Here is a 23,840-nt window from a genome sequence, read left to right on the forward strand (position 1 = left end):
TTGGATAGTGGCTCTAGGTTTCATAATATTTCGCAGAAACCCCGCACTAATTGAATAATTTAAACTACTGCTATGGTTGGATCTAAACCGTGCCCTATTATCGGCAAACGGTAATTTAAAAAGCAACGAGTTATTCTCTGTAGATTTTTTGGTTACATGCTGCCAGTCAAATCGCTCAAAGCGAGATCTGCTGTATGTTGAGAAATAATGGTCGAACCATATTGACTGAGCCATGTCCGACCAAAGGTTTCCCCAAAAGAACCCTGATAAGCCTCCATTTCGGCTTGGGTATCAATAGCGTTGGTAAATAAATCGGCGCTCTCAATTTTATTATTCAGTACGACAATATCATCATTTCGGGCACCTAAAGCAACTTCTAGAGCAAAAGTAGCGAGTGTAACGTTACCTTTGTCAATCTGTTCCGCCCAAAAGTCTAACCCTTCTTCATCTCCGTTGCGGTTAAAAGCAAATTGATATACTTGATTTATTTTTTCCCGATTGTTGTCAAATTCTCCAAAGAGTCGTTCTGCCTCTGCTGAGGCGCCGAACTGATTGACAATATCATCGTAGATTTGTCGTGCCTGTCCCGATAAACTATCGCCCTCTCGAGGCGCATAATCGACTTGATTGTTAGTTAAAACCTCATTCCAGTAATTTAGTCCAGACTTATCTGCTGGTCTTCCATAATAAGCCACATAAGCAATTTGTGCCGTGCCTCCAGTTAAAGTCAAGCTGGTAGAAGAAACAAGGCTATCAGTATCTGATGAAGTTTGAGTTACCGAATTGGTTTCATAACCGATATCCTCTAATAAAGCGATATCTAGCTCGCTAAGTAAGGTTTTTTCTCCTCTAGTAGATGTAGGCTCTAGTGAAGCCTCAATATCGGAGTCGCTATGAATATGGCTTAAGTCGTCATGGAGAGGTATTGGATTGCCCCCATTGAGTGCCATGCTGCGATCGCCTTTAAATTCCTGATTTTCTTCGTCAGTCAAACGCTGGAAAATAGGAGCGGAACCAATGCCTAAGATATGTCCGATTTCGTGTAGGGCGACGCTAAAAAAATCACTTTGCCCGTCAGGAACGTCATCTGTTAGAGGAGTAGAATCGAAATAAAAGTCGGCATTGTGATTGAAAAAAACCGTACCGAGCCAAGGTTGAAAATCATCACCATTGTAACGTTTGTCTAAATCGCTACCGATGATATAACTGCCAAAAGGACCAGCATTACCCAATGTGGTTGCTCCTTCCGGTAACTCTAAGGAGTAGGCAAAGATCAGCAGCTCGTCGATGGGTTCTTCGAGAACGACAGTTTTACCGGAAGTTTGAATATTAAAATAAGAACTCGTTCCCTTGGAAACGATATTTAAACAACATTGAGGACAACTGCATTTTACGGAATGTAATTCTTGGACAGTCAGAGTGGAATCTGTTGTTTCACCGCTCAGTAATCTCTGAGTATTGGTTTTTTCGGGAATGGTCTGTTCGGTAACAGAAGCTATTGGTACCTGAAGAGGTTCTTTAATAGTTATATCGGGAAATTCGTCATTGATATAGCTACTCCACACCTTTGCTGCTGCTTCTAGTACAGTTTTCCTTTGAGGAGTAAAAAAACCTAGGTTGTCAAACCGATAATCAAATTTAATATCGAAAGACATAACGATAATTCTAAATATATAGCTAAAAAATAATAATTTTATTGCTCAAAAATAAGTTTGAGTTTAGTTTTTATATCAGATCGTAATTAATGAATTTTTGCGATCGTGTATTACTTTTAATTTAAACCAAAATAGACAAAATACAAGTTGATTTTGATAATTTCACAAAAACATTAATTTACTAAAAATACTATTTATAATTACAGAAACTCAGTATTTACCCCTAATAAGTAACGCTCAAAATCCTTAAGCAAATACTGACAAATTTTCAATTATTTATTCATGAAAAATTTATATATAGCGTTTTTTATTGAAGATTTAAGCAACTTTTTGTAAAGTAAATCTAAAGGGAATGGTACTCTGCCGCGCAACGACGGTTTCTATAAGCGGTCAGCGATAATAGTCTTTATCTATCGCTGGCTTAATTGTTGATTGATTTTATCTCAACAGCGAACCAATTGAATGATACCAAAACTGAATGATACCAAAACCGATTTTCGAACGCCAAACACGCTCTCTCTCTGACCTTTGCTTGGTTTGAACTCGCCAAGCTATATGGCGGTGTATTTGGCACCATCAACAGAAAATCCTACACCTTTCATGACACATTCAAGACTCTGTAGGGTTATTATTAATGATTTATGCAAGAAGTAGATCTAACTATATTGGCTTTTTGACCAGCAAAAATTTCCTAAATTTAGCTTAAAACCAAAAATTGGTGGGAAGTACCTTGGAACCTAGGGGGTCTAAACACCCAGACCCAGCTCTATCTCAGAACTTCATTGCTCGAATTAGACAAAACTTTATACAAAAATACCTAATTTAGATTTGGTTCAATAGCTGCTGTTCAGTTTGTGCCGGTTCGAGACACGATAGACCACGGCAGACTAAACCAATTGCACCCTCAGGCAAATTAGGTTCTAGACGATAAACTGTGGAGGGAAAAAACTTCGGGATTAATTTATTCAATTGTTCTGAAGTAGTTTTAACGATAGTACCGTTAAGTAACCAATCTAAAGCAACAAATAAACTAGGACAGGCTTGAGGCGATCGCTCCATAATATTGCTAAAAGCCTGCAAAGCTGTTTCAGCTCGATTTAAGTAGTCAGTATTTTCAGTTAATAACCCCAAACGCACGAGATTGGCGATCGCCGTACCGTTGGCGGCAGGAGTAGCATTATCTATATAGCTACGTTCGCGCACTAGTAATTCTCGATCGCTATCGGGGGCATTGTTATAATAACCACCGTCATCACTCCAGAGCAGTCGGTCGAATTCTTGCTGTAGGGCGAGCGCTCGTTCCAGCCATCGCTCATCTTTTGGAAGAGCCGCCTGTAAATCTAATAAAGCTTTGATTAAGAGGGCATAATCTTCGGATTGAGCCAGCACCTTTGCGGTTCCATCATAGTTAAGACGATATAAGCGTCGGTTTTGCCATTGATTATCCAAGATAAAATTAGCAGCCGCGATCGCTAGGTCTAAATAAGTTTGCTCTCTTAGAACGCCATAAGCTCTAGCCAATCCGGAAATAACCAAGCTATTCCAGGCGACAATCATTTTGGTATCGGTAACTGGAGGAATCCGCCCTTGCCACTGGTTGGTTTTGGCTTCGTGGTTATTTTTGGCAGGGGGAAAAGTGGTAATTTCCGAGGCTGCTCGACCGTAGCGAGCGGTAAACAATTTGGCTAGAGCAGTATGTAGAGTATCGGAAAATTCTCCTGCTTCCAACCGTTGAAGAACATTTTTACCTTCGAAATTTCCCTCGGGCGTAACGGTAAATTCAGCCTGCAACTGTCCTAATTCTTCTGGCGAGAGCAACGTAGTTAACTCTTGATAACTCCAGACATAAAACGCTCCTTCTTCTGGTTCTGCCTCATCGGGAGTGTTAAAACTATCGGCATCTTGAGCGGCATAAAAATAGCCTTGGGATGAGGTCATTTCTCGCTTTAACCAATCTACCGTTAGGGCGATCGCTCGCTCGATAGCTGGCTCTTGAGTACCGCTACTCCATAAATTAGCTAAATACTCTAAAATTTGCCCATTATCGTAGAGCATCTTTTCAAAATGGGGTACAGTCCAGGTAGCATCGACGGTGTAGCGATGAAAACCACCTCCTACGTGGTCGAAAATACCACCTAAGACTAAATCTAGTCCTCTCTGTCGTGTTAATTCTCGGGCATTATAAGCAGAATCTCTCTCTGGTTGGCTATTCTGTAATGCCAAGCCAGCATAGGGAATCATCGGAAAACTGGGACGACCGAAATCGTTAGGACTGATGACGGCGGTATTGGTTTCCATGCCACGATTGAGTAAGTCTGCGGTGAGAAAATTCCCCGTTCCTTGAGGCAAGTCCGCTGACTGCTGGAGTGTAGTTAAAATTTCTCCCGTTAAGTTTTCCAGCTTTTCTGGCTCTCGGTCGTAAAAGCGGCGTATGGCTTGGAGTATTTCTAAAAAACCAGGACGACCGTATTTGGGTTCGACCGGAAAATAGGTACCACCATAGAAGGGAACTAGCTTATCTGGAGTTAAAAAGATGTTAAGTGGCCAACCCCCTTGACCAGTCATCATCTGTAACGCCTGCATGTAAATGCTATCGATATCTGGTCTTTCTTCGCGGTCTACTTTAATGGGCAAAAAGTTATCGTTAAGATAGTTGGCGATCGCTTCGTCTGAAAATGCCTCCCCCTCCATTACCGTACACCAGTGACAGCTCGAGTAACCAATCGATAAAAAAATTGGCTTATTGTCTCGTTTTGCCAATTCCAAAGCCTCGTCACACCAATACCACCAGTTGATGGGATTATTGGCGTGTTTGCGGAGGTAAAGACTTTGAGTATTTTTTAGCTGATTGGGCATAATAGATATAGATAGATAGATAGTTGGAGTTAAATTGGCGATCGCCAAAGCCAGGTGTTCGTTGTTAGGCTTTACTTTAGTTGGGCTAGCAGTTAACTAACTATTAAGAATTTCTCGAGCTTTGTGGTAGGCTGTTAAAGCTTCAGGAGTAGCTGTTGCTAGCGATTCTGCGTGGACTCGTTCTAAATCAGCAATATATTCTGGATCTTTAGCCAGAACGGCATTAGCTTTTGATGAAGCGATCGTGGCTAATTGTGCTCTTAATGGTAGCTTTTTAAATATTTCTAGACGTTTTTCCCGTGACAAAATGCGGCTCGCACCTCCCTTATCCAGATGAAACAATTTTCACCGTTAGCTTTGACTAGTTTGACTATATGTATAGTAGCGAAATTTGCCGTCGAATCGGCTGAGGCATTACCACCCCCAGAAGATATTCCCGAAGAAATTTTGCGGACTGAGATAATTTTAGAAGGTCGCTCTCCCTTGGATGGTAAACCTTTAAGTGCAGCTGAATATGCCGAACTAGAGGCTAGGCTGGCTCAAAGAGCCTACCCCCCAGAATTAAATTCTGAGCTTGAACGGCTGATTTTTTTATTGCAAATCAGAAAATTTTTTAAAGTCCTCATTCCATTTTATTAACCCAAAGAACTGTCTGAGAAGAAAATTAGAAGGTTTTAGATTCGTGGTTTAAATAACCCGAGATCGATCGAAGATATAATTTCTGGGGCATATGAAAATCAAATTAATTATCTTTTAAACTAATTAATAACTTTTTACCTTTTGCGATTTGCTTCTTTGAACAAGATGATTTTTAGCTGCTACTCGAAAATAGCTAAGGTATGGGTACACAAAGACTTTGAACGTCTACAAACCGCTCTATTTTTTTGAATACATTTGTAAATATTGGTATTTTAAATGACTTCAGTTATCGCTCCCGAACAAGTTGCTCGAATCGTCAACAATTTACATCACGATCCTTTTGAAATTTTAGGTTCTCATCCTTTAGAACAAAACGGTCAAGTTCAAAGCTGGGTAGTACGGGCTTATCTGCCCCAAGCCCAAGCCGCCTGGGTAGTTTGTCCGGAAGAAAGAACCGAGTATCCGATGCAGCCACAGCATCATCCTAACTTCTTCGTCTGCACGATTCAGACTTCCGAACTAGCTAATTATCAGTTGCGCATTAAAATTGGCGATCGCGAGCGAGTGATTTACGATCCTTATGCTTTTCGCTCTCCCAAACTCACCGATTTGGATATTCATTTATTCGCCGAAGGCAATCACCATCGCATTTATGAAAAACTCGGGGCACATCCGATCGAAATAGACGGTGTTAAAGGAGTTTATTTCGCTCTTTGGGCACCTAACGCCCGTAACGTTTCCATTCTCGGTGATTTTAATCAGTGGGATGGCAGAGAAAACCAGATGCGCAAAAGAGGTAACGGAGTCTGGGAATTGTTTATTCCCGAACTAACTGTCGGAACGAGCTATAAATACGAAGTCAAAAACTGGGAAGGACATATTTATGAAAAATCCGATCCCTATGGCTTTCAGCAAGAAGTTAGACCTAAGACTGCTTCAATAGTTACCGATTTAGACATCTATCAGTGGAATGATGCCGAATGGATGGAAAAACGACGACAAAGCGATCCTCTAACTCAACCGATTTCAGTTTATGAAGTTCACCTCGGTTCTTGGCTTCACGCTTCTGCCCGAGAAAAAACCCATTTACTATTGGGTAAGTCCGAATCAGTACCGATATCGGGGTGGAACACCGAAGCGCGGTTTTTGAGCTACTACGAACTGGCAGATAAATTAATTCCCTATGTTAAAGAATTAGGCTACACTCACATCGAATTACTACCGATCGCCGAACATCCCTTTGACGGTTCTTGGGGTTATCAAGTGACGGGATATTATGCTCCTACTTCTCGCTATGGCAATCCCGAAGACTTAATGTACTTTATCGATCGCTGTCATAAAAACGACATTGGGGTTATTGTCGATTGGGTACCGGGTCACTTTCCCAAAGATGGACACGGACTGGCTTTCTTTGACGGAACTCATCTTTACGAACACGCCGATCCCCGTAAGGGAGAGCATAAGGAATGGGGCACCTTAGTTTTTAATTACAGTCGCAACGAAGTCAGAAACTTTTTGGTTGCCAACGCTCTATTTTGGTTTGATAAGTATCATATCGACGGGATTCGGGTCGATGCCGTGGCTTCTATGCTTTACCTAGACTACTGCCGTAAAGATGGGGAATGGGTAGCCAACCAATATGGCGGCAGAGAAAATATTGAAGCAGCGGATTTTTTACGTCAGGTTAATAGTTTGCTCTTTGGCTATTTTCCAGGAGTATTATCGATCGCCGAAGAATCTACTTCCTGGCCGATGGTATCTTGGCCTACCTATACGGGCGGCTTGGGCTTTAACCTCAAGTGGAATATGGGTTGGATGCACGATATGCTGGATTATTTTCATATGGATCCTTGGTTTCGCCAATTCCATCAGAATAATTTGACTTTTAGTATGTGGTATCATCACAGCGAAAACTATATGTTGGCACTTTCCCACGATGAGGTAGTTCACGGTAAGAGCAATATCATCGGTAAAATGCCCGGAGATGAATGGCAAAAGTTTGCTAACGTTCGCTGTTTGTTTGCCTATATGTTCGCTCATCCGGGTAAAAAGACCATGTTCATGAGCATGGAATTTGGACAGTGGAGCGAGTGGAATGTCTGGGCGGATCTCGAATGGCATCTACTGCAATATAACAACCACAAATTACTCAAACAGTTTTTTAGCGATCTCAACTTGGTCTATAAAACCGAACCCGCGCTCTATACCAGAGATTTTGAGGAGGCTGGTTTTGAATGGATTGACTGTAGCGATAATCGTCATAGCGTCGTAGCTTTTATCCGTCGCGGTAAAGACCCCAGCGATTTTTTGATTGCAGTTTGCAACTTTACCCCCCAACCTCACAGTCATTACCGCATTGGCGTACCAGAAATGGGATTTTATACCGAGTTATTTAATAGCGATGCCAAAACCTATGGCGGCAGCAATATGGGTAATTTGGGTGGCAAGTGGACTGATGAATGGTCTTTTCACAATCTGCCCTACTCTCTAGATTTGTGTTTGCCTCCCTTGGGGGTTCTGCTTCTCAAGCTCGATCGCCCCAAAACCATCGCTGCCATCAAAGGCGATACGGAATAGTCAAGCCTAGGAACGATCCCTTCGGTTGAAATCTCTACTTCTAGACTGGAGAATTAATTCGAGGACGAATAACTATTCGCCCTCATAAAGAATCTGGTCTTAACTTGGCTTTTGCAAGTACGACGGTATTGAAAACCCAAGCAGAGCGATCGTTACTAGCAACTTAAGAATTTAAGATATCATTCATTTGGATGCGGGTTTTAAACGGGTTAACTTGAGCCTAAATTTACCACCACTAGTTTCGCCAAAAGCACGGACGCGAACGATATATTTTCCCGTTTCGGTAATTCTCGAAAATAGCAAAGAATTAGTAGTACCATCAGGACCGTCATCATTTTCTGCCACCTTCGCTCCATCGGCACCAATTAGTACCACCATCGTGTCAAAATTATCTGAAGTGAGGTCGATGGCTATTTGGTCGCCGTTTTGTAATCTAACCAAATAATCGCGAGCAAAACCACCTTCTCCTGTGGGTATATCTTCCTCAGTCAGAGCGTCAGAAATAGTTTGTTCTGAACTAATGGTAACAGGACTGTAAAGTTTGGGTTCGGCTTTAGTTGGTGCTGAAAACAAGGCGATCGCACCTAATACAGTTCCGACTAAAAAAGTGGGATAACCACAAGTTAACCTGTTAGTCATACTAAAAATACTGAAATTTTTATTTTGGCTGCGCTAGTTTGATGCCATCTATTATATATAGATATAGCTTGAAGAGATCTTTACTCCTTGGTTATCCAGTCGAATAATACAAAAGAACTAGCACCGCCGAGAAAATGGGCTCCCAAGATATTGACATTAGCGAAGATTAACAGCAAATCTAAAGTTCGGACGACTTTTTCCCGTTCGTAGACTGCAACTGCTTGAGGTTTGGCGATCGCCTTGGCGAGAGTAGCAGCAATGGTAATTTCTGAGGCTAAAAACGCCAATAACACTCCTGTGGCGCTGACAATCAAACCCAACCGTAACACTTTAATAATTTCCTGACGTTTGGGATGGGAACCAGGATTATTTCTCTGTAGACGCTTGGCTAAGCTAGAGTAGCGTAACGCCCAATATACTCTAAACCCCAAACAGATAATTGAGGAAAAAGAGAAAACTAAGCTCAGACCGATAACTGCACTGTTAGTTTCACTAAAACTGCGACTAAAAATTACTAACAGTAAAATGATGCCCGATACCGCACCTAATAACAAATGTATCCAATAGCTAATCCTAGCCAACAAGCGAAAGCGATCGGCAAATTCTTGTTTTTTTGGTACTGGCGATGGCGAGCTTAATTTATCCTGCATTGTTCGATATTTATCTTAGTTATACTTCGGCGATCGCTTTAGGGTATCTCAATCACTCTCAATTCAGTGAGGTATTTTTAGTTCTTTACTTCACTTTAAAATTGCTAAATGCGATCGCTTTACCTACACCTTACAAGCTCTTCGAGCGACAGTTACGGTTAAAACCCCGATTTCTATCTAAATAAGAGGGCATAAGCTTATTTACAATTATGCTATCAAAATGCTTGACTTATTTGCTCTATCGAAATAAAGAGTTGCCGGCGATTGAGTTTGACAACTATTCATTCATATTTTTATAGGTAGCCACTGAAGATGGGGAAATGCGATTAAGATAACGGAAGATCCAGTATTTTAAAACCGTATCTAAAATCACGGGAAAAGTAGCAATAAATAAGAAATTAAAATCGCGGTTTTCGGGCAAACCTAAGTGACGGGCAATTCCTTCTAGAATTACTTCCCAACCATGAGGAGAATGATAACCGACAAACATATCGGTCAGTAGAATGATCAAAAAAGCCTTAGCACTATCACTCAAACCGTAAGCAATTTCATCAATAAAAGATTTAATTACCACAATTTCTCGCTGACAGAAATAAATGATTGCGGTAAAAGCCAATAAAGAACAAAAATCGGCAAAAATATTACCGATGGCGTTGATGCCGGTATAGCGATATTCACTGGCTATTTCTTCGGCTTTCTCCCGAACTCTGACAATTTTTTCCGATTCTGTAAGGGGAGGAATGATTCCAACCAAACTTTCAAAATTCAGCTTTTCTTCGTAACGTTGAAGCTCTATAAATGCTTCTTCTTCTAAGTCGGAATTAATAAACAAAGTTTGCTCTTGGTGAGTATTAAAATATCGTTCTACGAGAGGAGTAATAACAAAAGTCTTAGTTATTTGATGTGTCATTAAGGGAACGATAATTAAAATCAGCAAAAACCGAATGGAAATTGCTGTTTTATTGCGGCTCTGACGAAACTTTTTGATTACTTCTTCTTCAGTATTTTCTGCTTTAGGATCGATTTCTCTACCGATACGATTTAAAGTTCGCATAAAAGAACGCGGCAGCACGCTAGTTTTATCGGTAATAGTTTCGAGATTAGCGTCTTCTTCGCTGCGCTCGCTTTTAACTCGATCGTTTTTTGCTTTAAAAAGGCGATCTCCTGGATCGATAGCATAACTACCATTTGATTTAGTAGTATTTAAACGTCGAAATTTAGTGGTTTCTTGAGCTGGCGGTGAAGTAACTTTTTTATCTTTATCTTTGAAGGGGCGAGTCTTATATTTGGAAACTACAGAATCGATAAAATTTAGTTTCTTAATCACCGAAGATTCGCTTTCGCTAAATATACCTCTACTATTAACTACCTGAGTAGAGTTACTCATCGGTTTATTATCAGAAAAAATTCTCAAAGAGCGACTACTTCTAAACTCAGCCAATCTCATTTTTATCGTGTTGAGATAGTTTTGGACATCAGCTTGAAAAACTTTAACGACAGTTTCTGAATAATTAGCTGATTCAGCAGACACGATTTGACCATTAAAGTAGTCATCTTCAATTGCCTTAATTTTAATCGCGGCTCGATAAGCTGCATCTAAAGATCTTTCGGGAGTAGCAGATAACCAGTTTTTGCCCAGGTTAATAAGATCGATAAATTTCATTTTTTATAAAGGACAAGGACATAGATAGCTATAAGTATTATTTTTTTATCTTATTTTTTTGATTTTTTATCTTGCTAAGACGCAGCCAATCTCAGAATAATTTTTATGATACTAAGTAGAAAGTATAGTAACAAATTACCAAAAACTTATATTGTGCCGATTTTGTCTCTCTGGATTACGGGAACCACTCGTACGGGAAAGACTTCGCGTCTCGTCAGCGAGTTTAGCTACTGGGTAAGAAAACAGCTAATCGCTCGCCGTAAACAAGCGACTGCTTTTGCCCCGAACAATTTAGCTTCAACAGCGTTAGTTTTTGCTGCTAACAACCACAATCGCCGCGAGTTAAACGATCGCCTCTCCCTTGCCGTTGAAGGCACTTATCCCGTGTTATGCAAGACTCCGCTGGGATTTATTGCCGACGAAGTCATGTTATTTTTTCCTTTATTATTCGAGCAGCTACAGCTTAAAGCCCAATTTCCGCTGCGACTGCGCCCCGAAACCGAACAAGAATTAGCCACTAAACTTTGGCGTCAACAGCCTGATTGGGAAATTTTATGCCAATACGAGAGCGAATATCGTTTGGTACGTCAAACTCTAGATTTATTACAGCTAGCGGGGGCAAGCGGAATAGCTACTGAAGATATCAGTTCGATCTTACATCAAGGATATTATGCCAGGGAAATGGCCGCAGAAGAGCGAGCGCAGCTCTGGCAGAGAATGGGAGAACTGTTGCTGATTTGGCGCAAATGGTGCTTAGAACGAGCTTTATTAAGTTATGGTTTAATTTACGAATTGTACTGGCGTTATTTACTTCCCAATCCTCAATATCAATATCATTTATTCCGCCGCTATCAAATGATTTTCGCTGACGATACAGATGACTACCCAGCGATCGCCCGTGACCTATTTGAGTTGATGTTGGGGCGGGGTGCTAAGGGGATATTTACTTACAACCCCGATGGTAAAATTCGCCTGGGACTAAACGCCGATCCTGAATATTTAGAAGGTTTAGCCACACGCTGTCGGGTAGAGTCTCTACCAGTACGAGATAAAAGTTTGGCGGCAAGATTTGCCACTACCGCAGTGGAGTTAGTTACCGAAGAGGCATATTTAGTTCCCGTACCAGATACCATTCAATCGTTACAAACTATTTCTCGTGCCGAATTATTGAGCCAAACCGCAGAGATAATTAGACGAGCCGTCGAACAAAACCTCGTCAAACTGGAAGAAATTGCCATTATCGCTCCTGGTTTAGACGAAATTGCTCGCTATACCCTAATTAATACTTTAGCAGAACGGCAAATTGCGATCGCGCCGCTTAACGAACAGCGTCCTCTAATTAGTTCCCCCGTAGTCAGAGCTTTATTAACTTTACTCGCCTTATGCTACCCAGATTTAGGACGCATGGTAAACCGCAATGCGATCGCCGAAATGCTGACGGTTCTGAGTCAGAAACCTCAAACAGATAAGCTAAATCCCCAGATCGATCCCGTCAGAGCCGGACTAATTGCCGACTATTGCTATCGTGCCGATCCCAGACAGCCTCAGTTAACCTCTGTAGAATCTTTTCCCCGTTGGGATCGTCTGGGACATCAAGCTACTACTGCCTATCAAAAAATTAGCGATTGGATTGAGGTAACTCAAACTCAGGTAAAGGAACAGACATTTCTCAGTCCGACAGTTTTACTAGATCGAGCGATCGCCACTTTTTTAGCTGGCGGTAGCTATTATCGGCGTGAGCGTCTGGCAGTGCTGCGAGAATTAATCGAAACCGCCCAACATTTTTGGGAAGTAGACCGCAGGCTGCGCCAAAACGAACCGAGTTTTCAAAGTCAAACCGCCACCGTCGCTCAGTTTATTCAGCTATTACGACGGGGCACGATTACCGCCAATCCCCGTCCTCTACGTCAATTTCAAATCCAGACTGGTGCAGTTACCCTCGCCACCGTCTTTCAATATCGCTCTTTGCGTACCGCCCATCGCTGGCAATTTTGGTTGGATGCAGGTTCTCCTCTTTGGCAACAGGGAGGGGCAGCTACTCTATTCGCCGCTCCTCTATTTCTCAAGCAGTGGTCGGGAAGAACTTGGATGCCAGAAGACGATTACGAACTAGATCGACAGCGTTTGCAGCGAATTATTAAAGATGTTTTGGGTCGCGCCCAAGAACGAGTATTTCTCTGTCACAGCGATCTCGGTGTCAATGGTACGGAGCAAATGGGCGCACTGTTACCTCTGGTTCATGGAGCCAGACAGTATGTTGAGGAAAAAGTAGAAAGTAGGAAGTAACAACCTAGCGATCCCCGATCGCAAAAATTAGCTAAAAGCTTAACTCAGTAGCACTCGAGAATTTATAGTGGAAGAAAAGGCTACCTAATTCAAAAAAAGATCGTGAAAGCAATTACTATTCTTGGCTCGACTGGTTCTATCGGTACTCAGACTCTCGAGATCGTCTCCCAACATCCAGATAAATTCCGCGTAGTAGGATTGGCAGCCCGTAATAATATTGAGTTATTAGCCGAGCAAGTTCGCGCTTTCAATCCCGAAATCGTAGCAATTTGCAACGAAAATAAGTTAGCAGAATTACATCAGGCGATCGCTTCCCATCCCCAACCGCCGATAATTTTAGCAGGAGAAGGAGGAGTGACCGAGGTTGCCAGTTATGGAGATGCCGAAACTGTGGTTACGGGTATTGTGGGCTGTGCTGGCTTGTTACCTACCATTGCGGCGATCAAAGCAGGGAAAGATATTGCCCTGGCGAACAAAGAAACCTTAATTGCAGGCGCACCTGTAGTTTTACCCCTGGTAGAAAAACACGACGTGAAACTTTTACCCGCCGACTCCGAACACTCGGCAATATTTCAGTGTCTCCAAGGAGTACCCAAAGGTGGCTTGCAACGGATTATGCTAACTGCTTCTGGAGGAGCATTTCGCGATCTACCAGTGGAGAAATTGAGTTCGGTTACAGTCAGCGATGCCCTCAAACATCCCAACTGGTCGATGGGTCAGAAAATCACTATTGATTCGGCTACTTTAATGAATAAAGGTTTAGAAGTTATTGAAGCCCACTATTTATTTGATATAGATTACGATCGCATCGATATTGTCATTCATCCTCAGAGCATTATTCATTCGCTGATTGAAGTTCAAGATACCTCGGTTTTAGCCCAGTTGGGTTGGCCTGACATGCGTTTGCCACTACTTTATGCTCTTTCTTATCCCGAACGAATTTATACTGACTGGAAACAGTTCGATCTTGTAGCAGCAGGAGACTTGACTTTTCGTCAACCAGACCATCAAAAATATCCCTGTATGCAGTTAGCCTATGCTGCCGGTAGAGCGGGTGGTTTGATGCCAGCAGTATTAAATGCCGCTAACGAACAGACGGTAGCTTTATTTTTATCAGAAAAGATTGAGTTTTTAGATATAGCGCGAATTATCGAAACTGTTGGCGATCGCTTTGCCAGTCACAATACTTCTAGTCCTACCCTGTCCGATATTTTAGAGGCAGACAAATGGGCGCGTCAGGCAGTGATGGAAATCGAGGGACTTTAACTAAAGCGATTATTAGAGCAGTTCGCTATTACGTACTTTGCGAATGGTTTGAGGTAAAACCCCTACTAATAAGGCAAAAACTTCGTCGGGCAGCTTGGCAACTGTTTCGCTATCGAACCAGTGTTCGAATTGATTAAGAATCATCTGCGCTCTCTCGGTAGATACGAGATTATCCGTAATTTGTTTAGTCAATCTGACCCATTGTCGCCGCATTTTATAAGCCTGCTTTTTTGCTTGAGAATCTTGAGGAGAAATCAGAGAAATATTGCCGACGGCAACGACATCGACGGCATCGATATCGAATTGTCCGCCTATAACTGCTCCAGGACCTGCAAATTCAGCATGATATTTTTTGCAGATAATTAAACCATTTTTGCGACGAGGATTGACTATTAACAATTCTCGTGCTTTTAATTGAGCTAAAATTTTGTCAGTTTGAAAGAAATGGTGGAGTTGATTTGGCTCTTTCACTATAAAAATCCCGTTCTTAGCATCAGTCTGAGATTGAATCGGATTGCTTTAAAGTTAACATTGCCTTCCCAAAACATACAGAAAATTTGGGATGTTTAATCAGATTGGATGATTTTTTTGAGTAGCAAGCGGGGAGGATTGCCAACCCAAAACTGACCCCAGTTGGGTTTTATCTGAAGTATCTGATATCCATTTTGACAGTAAAGCTGTTTGGCAGAATAGTTAGTATCGACAACATGGAGCAAAATTTCTTGGTATCCCCAGTCTAAGGCAATTTCTTCGCATTTAGCCAATAGCTTACTCGCTATTCCCTGACGACGATAGTTTTTTTTGACCGCCAAATTAGAAATGTAGGGAAAGCGATCGCTCTCAGACCAAAAAGATGTCGAACGCAAAGAAATTTCTATGGTAGCAGCGATCGCCAATCTACCATTGCAACGAGAGTCAGCTACCAAACAACAATAATAAGGAGAAGCCGAACGCATCCGATAACGGAGATCTTCGGCAATAGTAAATCCTAAAAAAGGATAGATCCAACTTAGAAACTGGGGAAGCTCATAAAAACTATCTGCTAAAATTGCACTTACTGCACGAGCGTCGCCCAGTTCAGCCGAACGAATAATTAATTGGGAATTAGTATCTGCAATCTTAATTGATTTCAAAAGTATTAACTTAGGATTACGCTTGAAACTTGCTTCATTTAGGCAATTGAGCCATCGTGCTTCTTTTACAACTCGTTTGGGAACAATAATATTATGCCTGTGATGGCTAGTACTCGCCAATTGATTGGGTTTTCGTTCCAGTTAGTGAGAAATTAAATTGAAGAAAACACATCCCAATATTCGGGCGATATTTATTACTGTTATTATCTCAAAACTTTTATTAATCTAATGCTCCAAAGCGAACATTTTCGATCGCCAAATAACTTTTCTTGGGAAAGTATCGGTCAAAATCTTGTCAACACGATCGCACGGGTTTTGGAGATCGAGATTGCTATTTTATATTTGAGCAATTTGGCGTTAAGAAAAGAACGATATTTTATCTATCAGCAAACTCCATTGGGCATGAGTAAAAAGCACGTGAATTTACTCATGCTCACGGTAAGATCGACAGAAGAATTAAAAGCTGTTAATAATTTAATTATCAGTAGCTATAAATTCCCATCTTCTGCAACTAGCGATCCTCTAAAGCGTGCCTGTCTGGCAGCCCAGATCGCTCACAGTTTGACCATACCTCTATTTTATCAGCAAGACCTAATTGGCTCTCTGACGCTGCATCGCTGCTATCCACAAAAACACTGGGAAGAGCGAGAAATTGAACTGGCTGAGGTGATGGCGACTCAAGCATCTTTAGTAATCGCTCAAGTATTAAATTACGATCGCGCCTTTGCTTTGGCACAAAAAGAAACCACCATCAATCGTATTACCGCCACTATTCGCTCTAGTCTAGAACCGCGCACTATGTTTGCAGCGATTGTCAAAGAGCTAGGACGGGCTTTAAATGTTGATGGCTGTACTCTCTCGCTCTGGACGAAACACGACCGCTTCGTCCGCTGTGTGGGATTATACAATCCCCACGAACTCGAAAGCGATCGCGGCGATTATCAACAAGCCGACCGCTCTCTGGTTCCAATCTCGGAAAACCCGATTCTGCAAAAATTATTGCAAACTAAACAGCCAGTACTCTCGGAAGATTTAGAACGTCAGCAAGATCTCGCCCGTGCCGAACTTTCCTGGCATTCTAAAGCTAGAGCTTTGCTAGTAGTGCCCCTAATCGTAGAAGACGAAATCATTGGTAGTATTACCCTGCGACAATCAGACAATTCTCGTAGCTGGAGTAGTTCGGAGGTAGAATTAGCCGAAGCCGTGGCTTCACAAGCAGCTCTAGCAATTTCTCAAGTTTTAGCTTACGAACGGGTTAAAACCCTAGCCCAAAGAGAAACCACCATCAATCGCATTACTGCCACCATTCGCTCTAGTTTAGAACCGAGCATCACCTTTGCCGCGATCGCCAAAGAGTTGGGACAGGCTTTAAACGTTGATGGTTGCACTCTCTCACTCTGGACAAAACACGACCGCTTCGTGCGCTGCGTCGGTTTATACAATCCTCACGAAGCTAAAGTAACCAAACCGAATAATTTAGCCGAGCGACAGGCTACTAAATCAATGGTTCCAATTGCAGAAAATCCAATTTTACAGACCATCTTGGCTACTAAAAAATCATTTCGCTCGGAAGATTTAGAACGACAGCAAGATATTGCTCGCTACGAACTCCCTTGGCACGCCAAGGCCAGGGCTTTACTAATCGTGCCGTTAATTTTAGAAGATGAAATTATTGGCAGTATTACCCTGCGACAATCAGACAATTCTCGTAGCTGGAGTAGTTCGGAGGTAGAATTAGCCGAAGCCGTGGCTTCACAAGCGGCGATCGCCGTACAGCAGGTTAAACTTTATGAAACTACCAAGCAACAAGCAGAAAAACTGCGCCTGAGCGAACAAAAAGTCAAAAAACTGAATAATTATCTTACCGAATCCGTACTGAAGCGGTTTTTACCCGAGGCAATCGTTAACAAAGCAGCGCAGGGAAAATTAACTCTAGATTTATCTCCCGAACCCTGTCGAATTACAGTCTTGTTCTGCGATTTGGTCGGGTTCACTAATTTGTCTGGTCAGATCGGAAGCTATTTGTTGGCAAAATTGCTCAACGAATACCTAGAAGCAATGAGTCAAGCTGTCTTCGAGCATGGCGGAACCATAGATAAATATTTAGGAGATGGCTTGATGGCGATATTCGGCGCACCCGAAACTTTATCTCGGGAAGAACAAGCCCGAAGGGCGATCGCTACAGCCAGAAAAATGTATTCCTATTTAAAACAGCTAGGTATACAATGGCAAACCAGAAGTCGGACCATCGACGAACGACAATGGCTACAAATGCGCTGTGGAATTCATCAGGGTAGAGCCTTAGTCGGGATGTTTGGAGGAAAACATAGGAAAGATTATACCGCAATTGGCAGAGTAGTTAATATTGCCGCTCGCTTAGAACAAGCTGCCGCTCCTAATAGTATCGTCATCTCGCAAACTGTAGCTGACTCTCTTAAAGACTTAAAGTTTCAACAGGTAAAAACTTTAAAACTCAAAGGCATCAATAAAGACTTTCCCAGTTTAACTATCGCAATGGACTAAAGTTTAAAAAACTCATCTAATGACTGTGGCACTCCTAGGGCACATCTTCATCGATGGTGTGAATCTTCAGGAAATTCGTACCTTTGGGTTTTCTCGTGGGAATACCGCCCATAATTAAGACGAAATCTCCCGTTCTAGCGAGATGGCGATCGCGCAATTGAGTTTCGGTTAGTCGAACCAAATCTTCAAAGGTTTCTGTCTCTTCTTCGACATGGATTGGTTCGATGCCCCAAATTAAGTTCAGACGGTGATAGACTTCAATATTAGGTGTGAAGGCGACTACAGGAACTTTAGGACGTTCTCCAGAGGCAATTAAAGCCGTGTAACCAGTAGTGGTAAAAGTTGCGATACAGCGTAGCTTAAGGGTTTTATCGATCGCGTTGAGGGCTTCGCTCAGGGCATGGGTTTCATCGGTCTGAGAGGGAGGATTATTTACGAATTCAATTTCTGGTTCGATACTGGCGGCAATTTTTGCCAGCATTCTCACGGCTTTGACGGGATATTTTCCAATCGCTGATTCTCCCGAAAGCATTACCGCATCGGTACCGTCGATAATGGCATTGGCAACATCGCTAGCCTCGGCGCGAGTAGGACGGGAATTGTCGATCATGCTATCGAGCATTTGGGTGGCGGTAATTACGGGAATATTCTTGAGATTGCACTTGCGAATGATGTCCTTTTGCAGTGCGGGAACTTTTTCGGGACTCATTTCTACTCCCAAGTCACCCCGTGCTACCATCAAACCATCGCATTCAGCGATAATTTCGTCTAAGTTAGCGATCGCCTGGGGTTTTTCAATTTTTGCCATTACGGGTATGTCGGTGCGTCCTCTGGTAGCTAAAAATTCCTTGAGCAGGCGGAGGTCTTTTCCATGGCGAACAAAGCTGAGAGATACCCAGTCGATATTTTGAGATAAGCCAAATTCCAAGTCTCGTTCATCTTTACTAGTCATCGAGGGCAGACTTAAGTTGAGACTGGGCAGATTGACTCCTTTACGGCTTTTAAGAATACCTCCTTCAACTACCTGACAAACCACAGCATTATCTCGGAGCGACTCTACAGTTAACTCTAGTAAACCATCGTCTAAAAGTATTTGCGCTCCAGACCGCGCTTCTCTTGGGAGGTGGGGATAATCAATCGGTATGGTATTGGGTAGTTGCTCGAACTCATCCACGAATACTAAAGTTATTTCCGTTCCCTTTTGTAAAAAAACCGAACCTTCTGGTAACTGACCGACGCGAATTTTTGGTCCTTGCAAATCTTGTAGAATAGTAATTGGAGTTCTGAGTTCTCGGGATACCGATCGCAATAAAGCTACCATTCTGGCGTGGTCGTCGTAGCTGCCATGGGAAAAATTCAGCCTAGCTACATTCATCCCCGCTAACACCATCTGCTCGATAATCTCAGGGGAACTACTAGCAGGACCGATTGTGGCTACGATTTTAGTACGGCGGTCTAATTTCATAGTTATAGCAATTCTCGGTCAGAAAAGATACATTTTGGTCGATCTAGGCACTAAGCACTAGACTCTAGGTTCTTCAATGGGATTTAGCAACTCATTAGTCTTTAGTAGAGAAATCCTAGGGTCTAATGCCTTTTTCTCGAGCGCTCTTTTAGATAATAAAACTGCTAAGAGCTAAATAGCTTATTTAACTTGCTGCTACTAAGTGATGCGCCGCCCCTAAGCCTGCTGCCATTTCTTCGGGAGTAATCTTACCATCGTGGTTCTTATCGAGGGCATCGAATACCGCATCCGTACCCGCCCATTCTTCTCTGGTAATAAAGCCATCGCCGTCGAGATCGTATACGTGAAAGATATTTTCGGCAGCATTGGAGAGAGTCGCTTCTCCTTCAATGTTGGCAAGTCTGGCGGCTAAGAGTTTTTCGAGAGCCACTAAAGCTTTGGTAAAGCCTTCGATGCCTTCTTGGAGTTTTTCCGATGCCATTTCATCGGCGGTATGCATCTTGTCGAAGGTAGCTTTGTCGATGGTGATTTTTTCGATCTCTCGTTTGGCTGCAGTTTCGGGAGATAGTTTGCGGGGTAAGTCCCCTGTTTGTGAATCTAGCTCTTTTAAGAGCTTGGGCGAAATAGTCAGTAAGTCGCAACCGGCAATTTCCATGATTTCTTCGATGTTGCGGAAGCTCGCCCCCATAACTTCAGTTTTATAGCCAAATTTTTTGTAGTAATTGTAGATTTCGGTTACCGAAAGTACCCCGGGATCTTCAGCAGCGGGGTAGCTTTCTTTGCCAGTTTTACTCTTATACCAGTCGAGAATTCTACCGACAAAGGGAGAAATCAAAGTGACGTTAGCTTCGGCACAGGCGATCGCTTGATGGAGTCCGAATAGTAAGGTTAGGTTGCAGTGAATGCCTTCTTTTTCCAAAATTTCGGCAGCTTTAATTCCTTCCCAGGTAGAAGCAATTTTGATTAAAATGCGATCGCGACTAACGCCAGCGGCTTCGTATTCGGAAATTAAAAATCGCGCTTTTTCAAGAGTAGCTTCGGTGTCGTAAGATAGCCTGGCATCGACTTCAGTAGAAACTCGCCCGGGAATTATTTCTAAGATTTTCAAGCCAAAAGCGATCGCCAGACGCTCGAACGCTAAAGTTACTACATCGGTGGTAGGGGCATTTCGACCCAACTCTTGACGAGCTTGTTGGAGAGTGCTATCGACGATCTCTTGATACTGTGGCATTTGGGCAGCGGCAGTAATTAGAGAAGGGTTGGTAGTGGCATCTTGGGGGGTAAAGGTTTTGATTGCCTGGATATCTCCAGTATCGGCGACCACGACGGTCATTTCACGCAGTTGTTCTAATAGAGTTCGAGCCATTTATCTTTCCTAGTTTTTTAACGATAGACTGAATATGTGTTTTACTTTATAAAATAACCATGACCAATCCCGAAGTAGAAGTTAAAGACCGTATTTTTGCGGCACTCGTTTATTTACTTCCTCTGATTTACGCTTTACCGTTTGGGTTATTGCTACTCAAACAATTTCCCTTTCTCGGTATTATCTATGCCCCCTTTGCTCCTTTAATTACCATTTACTATAGTTTGCCTTTTGCCGGATTGATAATTTTCTTTGCCTTGTGGTTTGCGGTGGTCAGAAATCAAAATATCAGTTACTTCATTCGCTTTAATACCATGCAGGTAATTATGCTGGATATTTTGCTGATTGTCTGTAACTTGATTATGAATATTTTGAGTTCTGGTTTTGGCGCGCAGAGTTTGATAACTGAAACTCTCAACAACACCATTTTTATCGGTGCTGTAGTTATTGGGTTTTATGGCATCATCCAGTCAGTGCGGGGATTTTATGCTGAAATTCCCGCTCTTTCGGAGGCAGTTTCCTCTCAAATTCGCTAAGGACTAATCTGACGATCGCTTCTCTCGATCTTCAATCAGTTGCCAGCATTCAGAAGCGATCGCCCAATCTTCGTTGGTCGGTATAGTTAATATTCTTACTCGGGACTCGGCAGCAGCGATGTCTTCTGCCATAACTCCTGCCTGATTTTTAGCTTTATCCAACTTTAAACCCATATATTCAAAACCCTGACAAGCTCTTTCTCTTACTAATACCTGATTTTCTCCTACTCCTGCCGTAAAAACCAATACATCTAAACCCTCTAGAGATGCCGCCATTGCCGCAATACCCTGGCGCAAGCGATGAACGTAAAGGTCATGGGCTAGTTTGGCTTGCTGGTTATTTTCGCTCATTGCCCGGACAATTTGGGGCATATCGTTAGAAATCCCCGATACTCCCTTCAATCCCGACTCTTCATTCAGCATCCTATTGAGGCGATCGCCATCATAGCCCCGTTCTTGGAGTAGATAGATTAAGATTCCCGGATCGAGCGAGCCGCTACGGGTACCCATCATCAAGCCTTCTAGGGGAGTGAAACCCATCGTGGTGTCGATACTCTTGCCGTTAGCAATTGCCGCCAGAGAACAACCATTTCCTAAGTGACAGGTGATAATTTTTAGAGCTTCCAATGGTCGATCTAAAATTTGTGCTGCCCGATGAGCGCAGTAACGATGACTGGTGCCGTGAAAACCATAGCGACGAATCCCTTGCTGGTAAAACTGATAGGGTAGGGGATAAACCTTAGCTACTAAAGGCATCTGCGTATGAAACGCCGTATCGAATACTGCCACTTGAGGGATATCTGGTAATTTTGCCGTTATTGCTTCAATTCCCGTTAAATGAGCGGGGTTGTGTTCTGGTGCCAGAGGAATCAACTCGGCGATCGCTTGTTTGACTTCAGCGGTAATTAGGGTAGCTCGAGTATAGTCGGCTCCTCCATGGACTACCCGATGTCCGACTACATCGATTTGTTCTAGACTCTCGATTTTAGTATCACCCTGAATTAAGTTATCCAACATTCTGGCGATCGCAGCACGATCGTCTCGCAATTCTAAGTTAATTTCACTGCTAGCTGTAGCAGTTTCTGTTTTTAAAATTCCTCCCGAACTAGCCCCAGTCCAATCGATCTTGCCTTCCCAGATTGGTTCGGGTGCCGTTGTCGGTAGCTTGTCTAACTGATAGAGAGAGCTTTTTTGACTGCTAGAACCTGCATTTAAAACCAAAATTTTCATATTCGATCCTCGACTCGCTCGGCATGAGAAGACTTTTAGTTTAATGGCATACGGGAGCGAAGATAATTGTCGAGAGATAGAGATGCTGTTGAGAGCGGATAATTATTGAATTGGCGATCGAATGAGGTTAAAATCGCGCAGTTAAAGCGATAAACAGGAGCGATCGCTTTGAAAGTAAGATGTTTCTTTCGAGGAGTTAGCCTGGTAATATCGATTAAACCCTCGGTTTATTTTTTATGAGTTCGATCGCAATTTTAACTTTAGTAGCTGGTTTCGTACTGCTGGTAATTGGTGCGGAAATATTGGTTAAAGGAGCATCAAGATTGGCAATCGTATTGCGAATCCCTCCTCTAATTATTGGTTTGACTGTCGTCGCTTACGGTACGAGTGCGCCAGAAATGGCAGTAAGCATCATTTCCAGTTTCGCCGGACAATCAGATATTGCGCTCGGCAATGTTCTTGGCAGTAATATTTGCAATATTTTGTTAATTCTAGGGTTGTCGGCTTTGGTGGCACCGTTAATAGTTTCCAGACAAGTAATTCGTTCTGACGTGCCAATTATGATTGGGATATCAATTTTGTTGCTTATATTTGGACTCGATGGCAAACTCGGCAGAATGGACGGTATTATCCTCTTTGTCGGCGGCTTACTCTATACTTTTTCTTTAATCTACCAAAGCAGCAAACAAAAAGATTTAGATTCAGATGAATTTACCCGCGAATATGGTTTACCTAGCGATAATTCTTTTGTTGCCTGGTCGAGAAATCTCGCCTACATCATTGGCGGTTCGGCGTTGTTGGTATTTGGTTCTCGTTTGCTGGTAGATTCGGCTACTAATATTGCTACAAGTTTAGGAGTTAGTGAGCTAATAGTTGGCTTGACGATTGTCGCTTTTGGCACTTCTTTACCAGAACTTGCTACCTCGGTAATTGCCAGTATTCGTGGCGAACGAGATATTGCTGTAGGGAATGTTTTGGGCAGTAATATCTTTAATATTTTGGCAGTTTTGGGAATAGCAGGCATAGTTGCCCCCAACGGAATTGAATTTTCCGAAACAGTACTTGAAGTTAATGCTCCCGTAGCGATTGCGGTAGCTTTTGCTTGTTTGCCAATTTTCTATTCTGGCTATCGTCTCGATCGCTGGGAAGGTCTGATGTTCGTACTTTACTATCTTGCCTATATTAGTTATCTAATCATGGATGCGACCAATTATGAAGGTCTGCCAGTTTACAGAACGGTAATGCTCGCTTTTGTGATTCCGATCACGGTAATTACTCTAGTGACGATCGCGATCAGAGAAAGGCATTCTCGACGTAAAAAAACTGGCTAGCTTAGTTACATACACGATCGTATTA

General features: G+C 42.5%; 19 protein-coding genes. 8 read left to right on the forward strand and 11 right to left on the reverse strand.

Annotated features, from left to right (window positions below; genetic code table 11):
* Window positions 1-152: 152 nt before the first annotated feature.
* The 3 genes from ACLFKQ_RS05085 to ACLFKQ_RS05095 form a co-directional block, all read right to left on the reverse strand.
* A complete protein-coding gene (locus ACLFKQ_RS05085) occupies window positions 153-1,655 on the reverse strand; it encodes a DUF4214 domain-containing protein (protein ID WP_448998777.1) in 1,503 nt (500 codons plus the stop codon).
* 822 nt (window positions 1,656-2,477) lie between these two features.
* The gene (locus ACLFKQ_RS05090) at window positions 2,478-4,511 is read right to left on the reverse strand and encodes a thioredoxin domain-containing protein (RefSeq protein ID WP_448999458.1); all 2,034 of its coding nucleotides are present in this window, start codon (window positions 4,509-4,511) and stop codon (window positions 2,478-2,480) included.
* A gap of 96 nt (window positions 4,512-4,607) precedes the next feature.
* Entirely contained in the window at window positions 4,608-4,853 is a 246-nt protein-coding gene (locus ACLFKQ_RS05095) for a hypothetical protein (RefSeq protein WP_448998778.1), read from the reverse strand.
* Between ACLFKQ_RS05095 and ACLFKQ_RS05100 the strand changes: the two genes are divergently transcribed.
* Window positions 4,845-5,150 carry a hypothetical protein gene (locus ACLFKQ_RS05100; RefSeq protein WP_448998779.1) on the forward strand — a complete coding sequence of 102 codons (306 nt, stop codon included), beginning with the start codon at window positions 4,845-4,847 and terminating at the stop codon, window positions 5,148-5,150. The two genes, ACLFKQ_RS05095 and ACLFKQ_RS05100, sit on opposite strands and share 9 nt — an antisense overlap.
* Before the next feature lie 276 nt (window positions 5,151-5,426).
* Complete coding sequence (gene glgB / locus ACLFKQ_RS05105) at window positions 5,427-7,727, forward strand: 1,4-alpha-glucan branching enzyme (protein WP_448998780.1); 2,301 nt, start codon at window positions 5,427-5,429, stop codon at window positions 7,725-7,727.
* Between the two features lie 183 nt (window positions 7,728-7,910).
* Here glgB and ACLFKQ_RS05110 read toward each other — a convergent pair whose 3' ends face one another.
* Both ACLFKQ_RS05110 and ACLFKQ_RS05115 read right to left on the reverse strand, forming a co-directional pair.
* Window positions 7,911-8,366: a PPC domain-containing protein gene (locus ACLFKQ_RS05110; RefSeq protein ID WP_448998781.1), complete on the reverse strand. Its 456-nt coding sequence runs from the start codon at window positions 8,364-8,366 to the stop codon at window positions 7,911-7,913.
* An 80-nt stretch (window positions 8,367-8,446) separates the two neighbouring features.
* A complete protein-coding gene (locus ACLFKQ_RS05115; RefSeq protein ID WP_448998782.1) occupies window positions 8,447-9,016 on the reverse strand; it encodes a DUF3611 family protein in 570 nt (189 codons plus the stop codon).
* On the opposite strand from ACLFKQ_RS05115, the gene ACLFKQ_RS05120 reads away from it, so the two are divergent.
* Window positions 8,992-9,201: a hypothetical protein gene (locus tag ACLFKQ_RS05120; protein WP_448998783.1), complete on the forward strand. Its 210-nt coding sequence runs from the start codon at window positions 8,992-8,994 to the stop codon at window positions 9,199-9,201. The two genes, ACLFKQ_RS05115 and ACLFKQ_RS05120, sit on opposite strands and share 25 nt — an antisense overlap.
* A 92-nt stretch (window positions 9,202-9,293) precedes the next feature.
* Here the strand turns inward: ACLFKQ_RS05120 and ACLFKQ_RS05125 are convergent, their stop codons facing one another.
* Window positions 9,294-10,679, reverse strand: coding sequence for a proton extrusion protein PcxA (locus tag ACLFKQ_RS05125; protein ID WP_448998784.1), 1,386 nt, complete (start codon window positions 10,677-10,679; stop codon window positions 9,294-9,296).
* A 105-nt stretch (window positions 10,680-10,784) separates the two neighbouring features.
* Between ACLFKQ_RS05125 and ACLFKQ_RS05130 the strand changes: the two genes are divergently transcribed.
* Together ACLFKQ_RS05130 and dxr are read left to right on the forward strand one after the other, a co-directional pair.
* A complete protein-coding gene (locus ACLFKQ_RS05130; protein WP_448998785.1) occupies window positions 10,785-12,965 on the forward strand; it encodes a recombinase family protein in 2,181 nt (726 codons plus the stop codon).
* 102 nt (window positions 12,966-13,067) lie between these two features.
* The gene (gene dxr / locus ACLFKQ_RS05135) at window positions 13,068-14,231 is read left to right on the forward strand and encodes a 1-deoxy-D-xylulose-5-phosphate reductoisomerase (RefSeq protein WP_448998786.1); all 1,164 of its coding nucleotides are present in this window, start codon (window positions 13,068-13,070) and stop codon (window positions 14,229-14,231) included.
* A 12-nt stretch (window positions 14,232-14,243) separates the two neighbouring features.
* Here the strand turns inward: dxr and ACLFKQ_RS05140 are convergent, their stop codons facing one another.
* On the reverse strand, window positions 14,244-14,702 hold the full coding sequence (locus tag ACLFKQ_RS05140) for a hypothetical protein (RefSeq protein ID WP_448998787.1): 459 nt from the start codon (window positions 14,700-14,702) through the stop codon (window positions 14,244-14,246).
* 95 nt (window positions 14,703-14,797) lie between these two features.
* Complete coding sequence (locus ACLFKQ_RS05145; RefSeq protein ID WP_448998788.1) at window positions 14,798-15,364, reverse strand: GNAT family N-acetyltransferase; 567 nt, start codon at window positions 15,362-15,364, stop codon at window positions 14,798-14,800.
* A 228-nt stretch (window positions 15,365-15,592) separates the two neighbouring features.
* On the opposite strand from ACLFKQ_RS05145, the gene ACLFKQ_RS05150 reads away from it, so the two are divergent.
* Entirely contained in the window at window positions 15,593-17,887 is a 2,295-nt protein-coding gene (locus ACLFKQ_RS05150) for a GAF domain-containing protein (RefSeq protein ID WP_448998789.1), read from the forward strand.
* A gap of 34 nt (window positions 17,888-17,921) precedes the next feature.
* Here ACLFKQ_RS05150 and pyk read toward each other — a convergent pair whose 3' ends face one another.
* The gene (gene pyk, locus ACLFKQ_RS05155; RefSeq protein WP_448998790.1) at window positions 17,922-19,352 is read right to left on the reverse strand and encodes a pyruvate kinase; all 1,431 of its coding nucleotides are present in this window, start codon (window positions 19,350-19,352) and stop codon (window positions 17,922-17,924) included.
* Between the two features lie 184 nt (window positions 19,353-19,536).
* Complete coding sequence (locus ACLFKQ_RS05160) at window positions 19,537-20,718, reverse strand: transaldolase (protein WP_448998791.1); 1,182 nt, start codon at window positions 20,716-20,718, stop codon at window positions 19,537-19,539.
* A 59-nt stretch (window positions 20,719-20,777) separates the two neighbouring features.
* Between ACLFKQ_RS05160 and ACLFKQ_RS05165 the strand changes: the two genes are divergently transcribed.
* A complete protein-coding gene (locus ACLFKQ_RS05165) occupies window positions 20,778-21,254 on the forward strand; it encodes a Tic20 family protein (RefSeq protein WP_448998792.1) in 477 nt (158 codons plus the stop codon).
* A 3-nt stretch (window positions 21,255-21,257) separates the two neighbouring features.
* Here the strand turns inward: ACLFKQ_RS05165 and ACLFKQ_RS05170 are convergent, their stop codons facing one another.
* Window positions 21,258-22,484, reverse strand: coding sequence for an acetate/propionate family kinase (locus tag ACLFKQ_RS05170; RefSeq protein WP_448998793.1), 1,227 nt, complete (start codon window positions 22,482-22,484; stop codon window positions 21,258-21,260).
* A 236-nt stretch (window positions 22,485-22,720) separates the two neighbouring features.
* Between ACLFKQ_RS05170 and ACLFKQ_RS05175 the strand changes: the two genes are divergently transcribed.
* Complete coding sequence (locus tag ACLFKQ_RS05175; protein WP_448998794.1) at window positions 22,721-23,815, forward strand: calcium/sodium antiporter; 1,095 nt, start codon at window positions 22,721-22,723, stop codon at window positions 23,813-23,815.
* The last annotated feature ends 25 nt before the right edge of the window (window positions 23,816-23,840 follow it).

This window comes from Myxosarcina sp. GI1(2024) (genome assembly GCF_053543375.1).

What these genes read in the sequence shown, in the direction of transcription:
- ACLFKQ_RS05150 (WP_448998789.1), top strand. Translation starts at nt 15,593, where the DNA reads ATGCTCCAAAGCGAACATTTTCGATCGCCAAATAACTTTTCTTGGGAA.
- ACLFKQ_RS05165 (WP_448998792.1), top strand. Translation starts at nt 20,778, where the DNA reads ATGACCAATCCCGAAGTAGAAGTTAAAGACCGTATTTTTGCGGCACTC.
- glgB (WP_448998780.1), top strand. Translation starts at nt 5,427, where the DNA reads ATGACTTCAGTTATCGCTCCCGAACAAGTTGCTCGAATCGTCAACAAT.
- ACLFKQ_RS05110 (WP_448998781.1), bottom strand. Translation starts at nt 8,366, where the DNA reads ATGACTAACAGGTTAACTTGTGGTTATCCCACTTTTTTAGTCGGAACT.
- ACLFKQ_RS05175 (WP_448998794.1), top strand. Translation starts at nt 22,721, where the DNA reads ATGAGTTCGATCGCAATTTTAACTTTAGTAGCTGGTTTCGTACTGCTG.
- ACLFKQ_RS05125 (WP_448998784.1), bottom strand. Translation starts at nt 10,679, where the DNA reads ATGAAATTTATCGATCTTATTAACCTGGGCAAAAACTGGTTATCTGCT.
- pyk (WP_448998790.1), bottom strand. Translation starts at nt 19,352, where the DNA reads ATGAAATTAGACCGCCGTACTAAAATCGTAGCCACAATCGGTCCTGCT.
- ACLFKQ_RS05085 (WP_448998777.1), bottom strand. Translation starts at nt 1,655, where the DNA reads ATGTCTTTCGATATTAAATTTGATTATCGGTTTGACAACCTAGGTTTT.
- ACLFKQ_RS05115 (WP_448998782.1), bottom strand. Translation starts at nt 9,016, where the DNA reads ATGCAGGATAAATTAAGCTCGCCATCGCCAGTACCAAAAAAACAAGAA.
- ACLFKQ_RS05130 (WP_448998785.1), top strand. Translation starts at nt 10,785, where the DNA reads ATGATACTAAGTAGAAAGTATAGTAACAAATTACCAAAAACTTATATT.
- ACLFKQ_RS05090 (WP_448999458.1), bottom strand. Translation starts at nt 4,511, where the DNA reads ATGCCCAATCAGCTAAAAAATACTCAAAGTCTTTACCTCCGCAAACAC.
- ACLFKQ_RS05160 (WP_448998791.1), bottom strand. Translation starts at nt 20,718, where the DNA reads ATGGCTCGAACTCTATTAGAACAACTGCGTGAAATGACCGTCGTGGTC.
- ACLFKQ_RS05170 (WP_448998793.1), bottom strand. Translation starts at nt 22,484, where the DNA reads ATGAAAATTTTGGTTTTAAATGCAGGTTCTAGCAGTCAAAAAAGCTCT.
- ACLFKQ_RS05120 (WP_448998783.1), top strand. Translation starts at nt 8,992, where the DNA reads ATGGCGAGCTTAATTTATCCTGCATTGTTCGATATTTATCTTAGTTAT.
- ACLFKQ_RS05100 (WP_448998779.1), top strand. Translation starts at nt 4,845, where the DNA reads ATGAAACAATTTTCACCGTTAGCTTTGACTAGTTTGACTATATGTATA.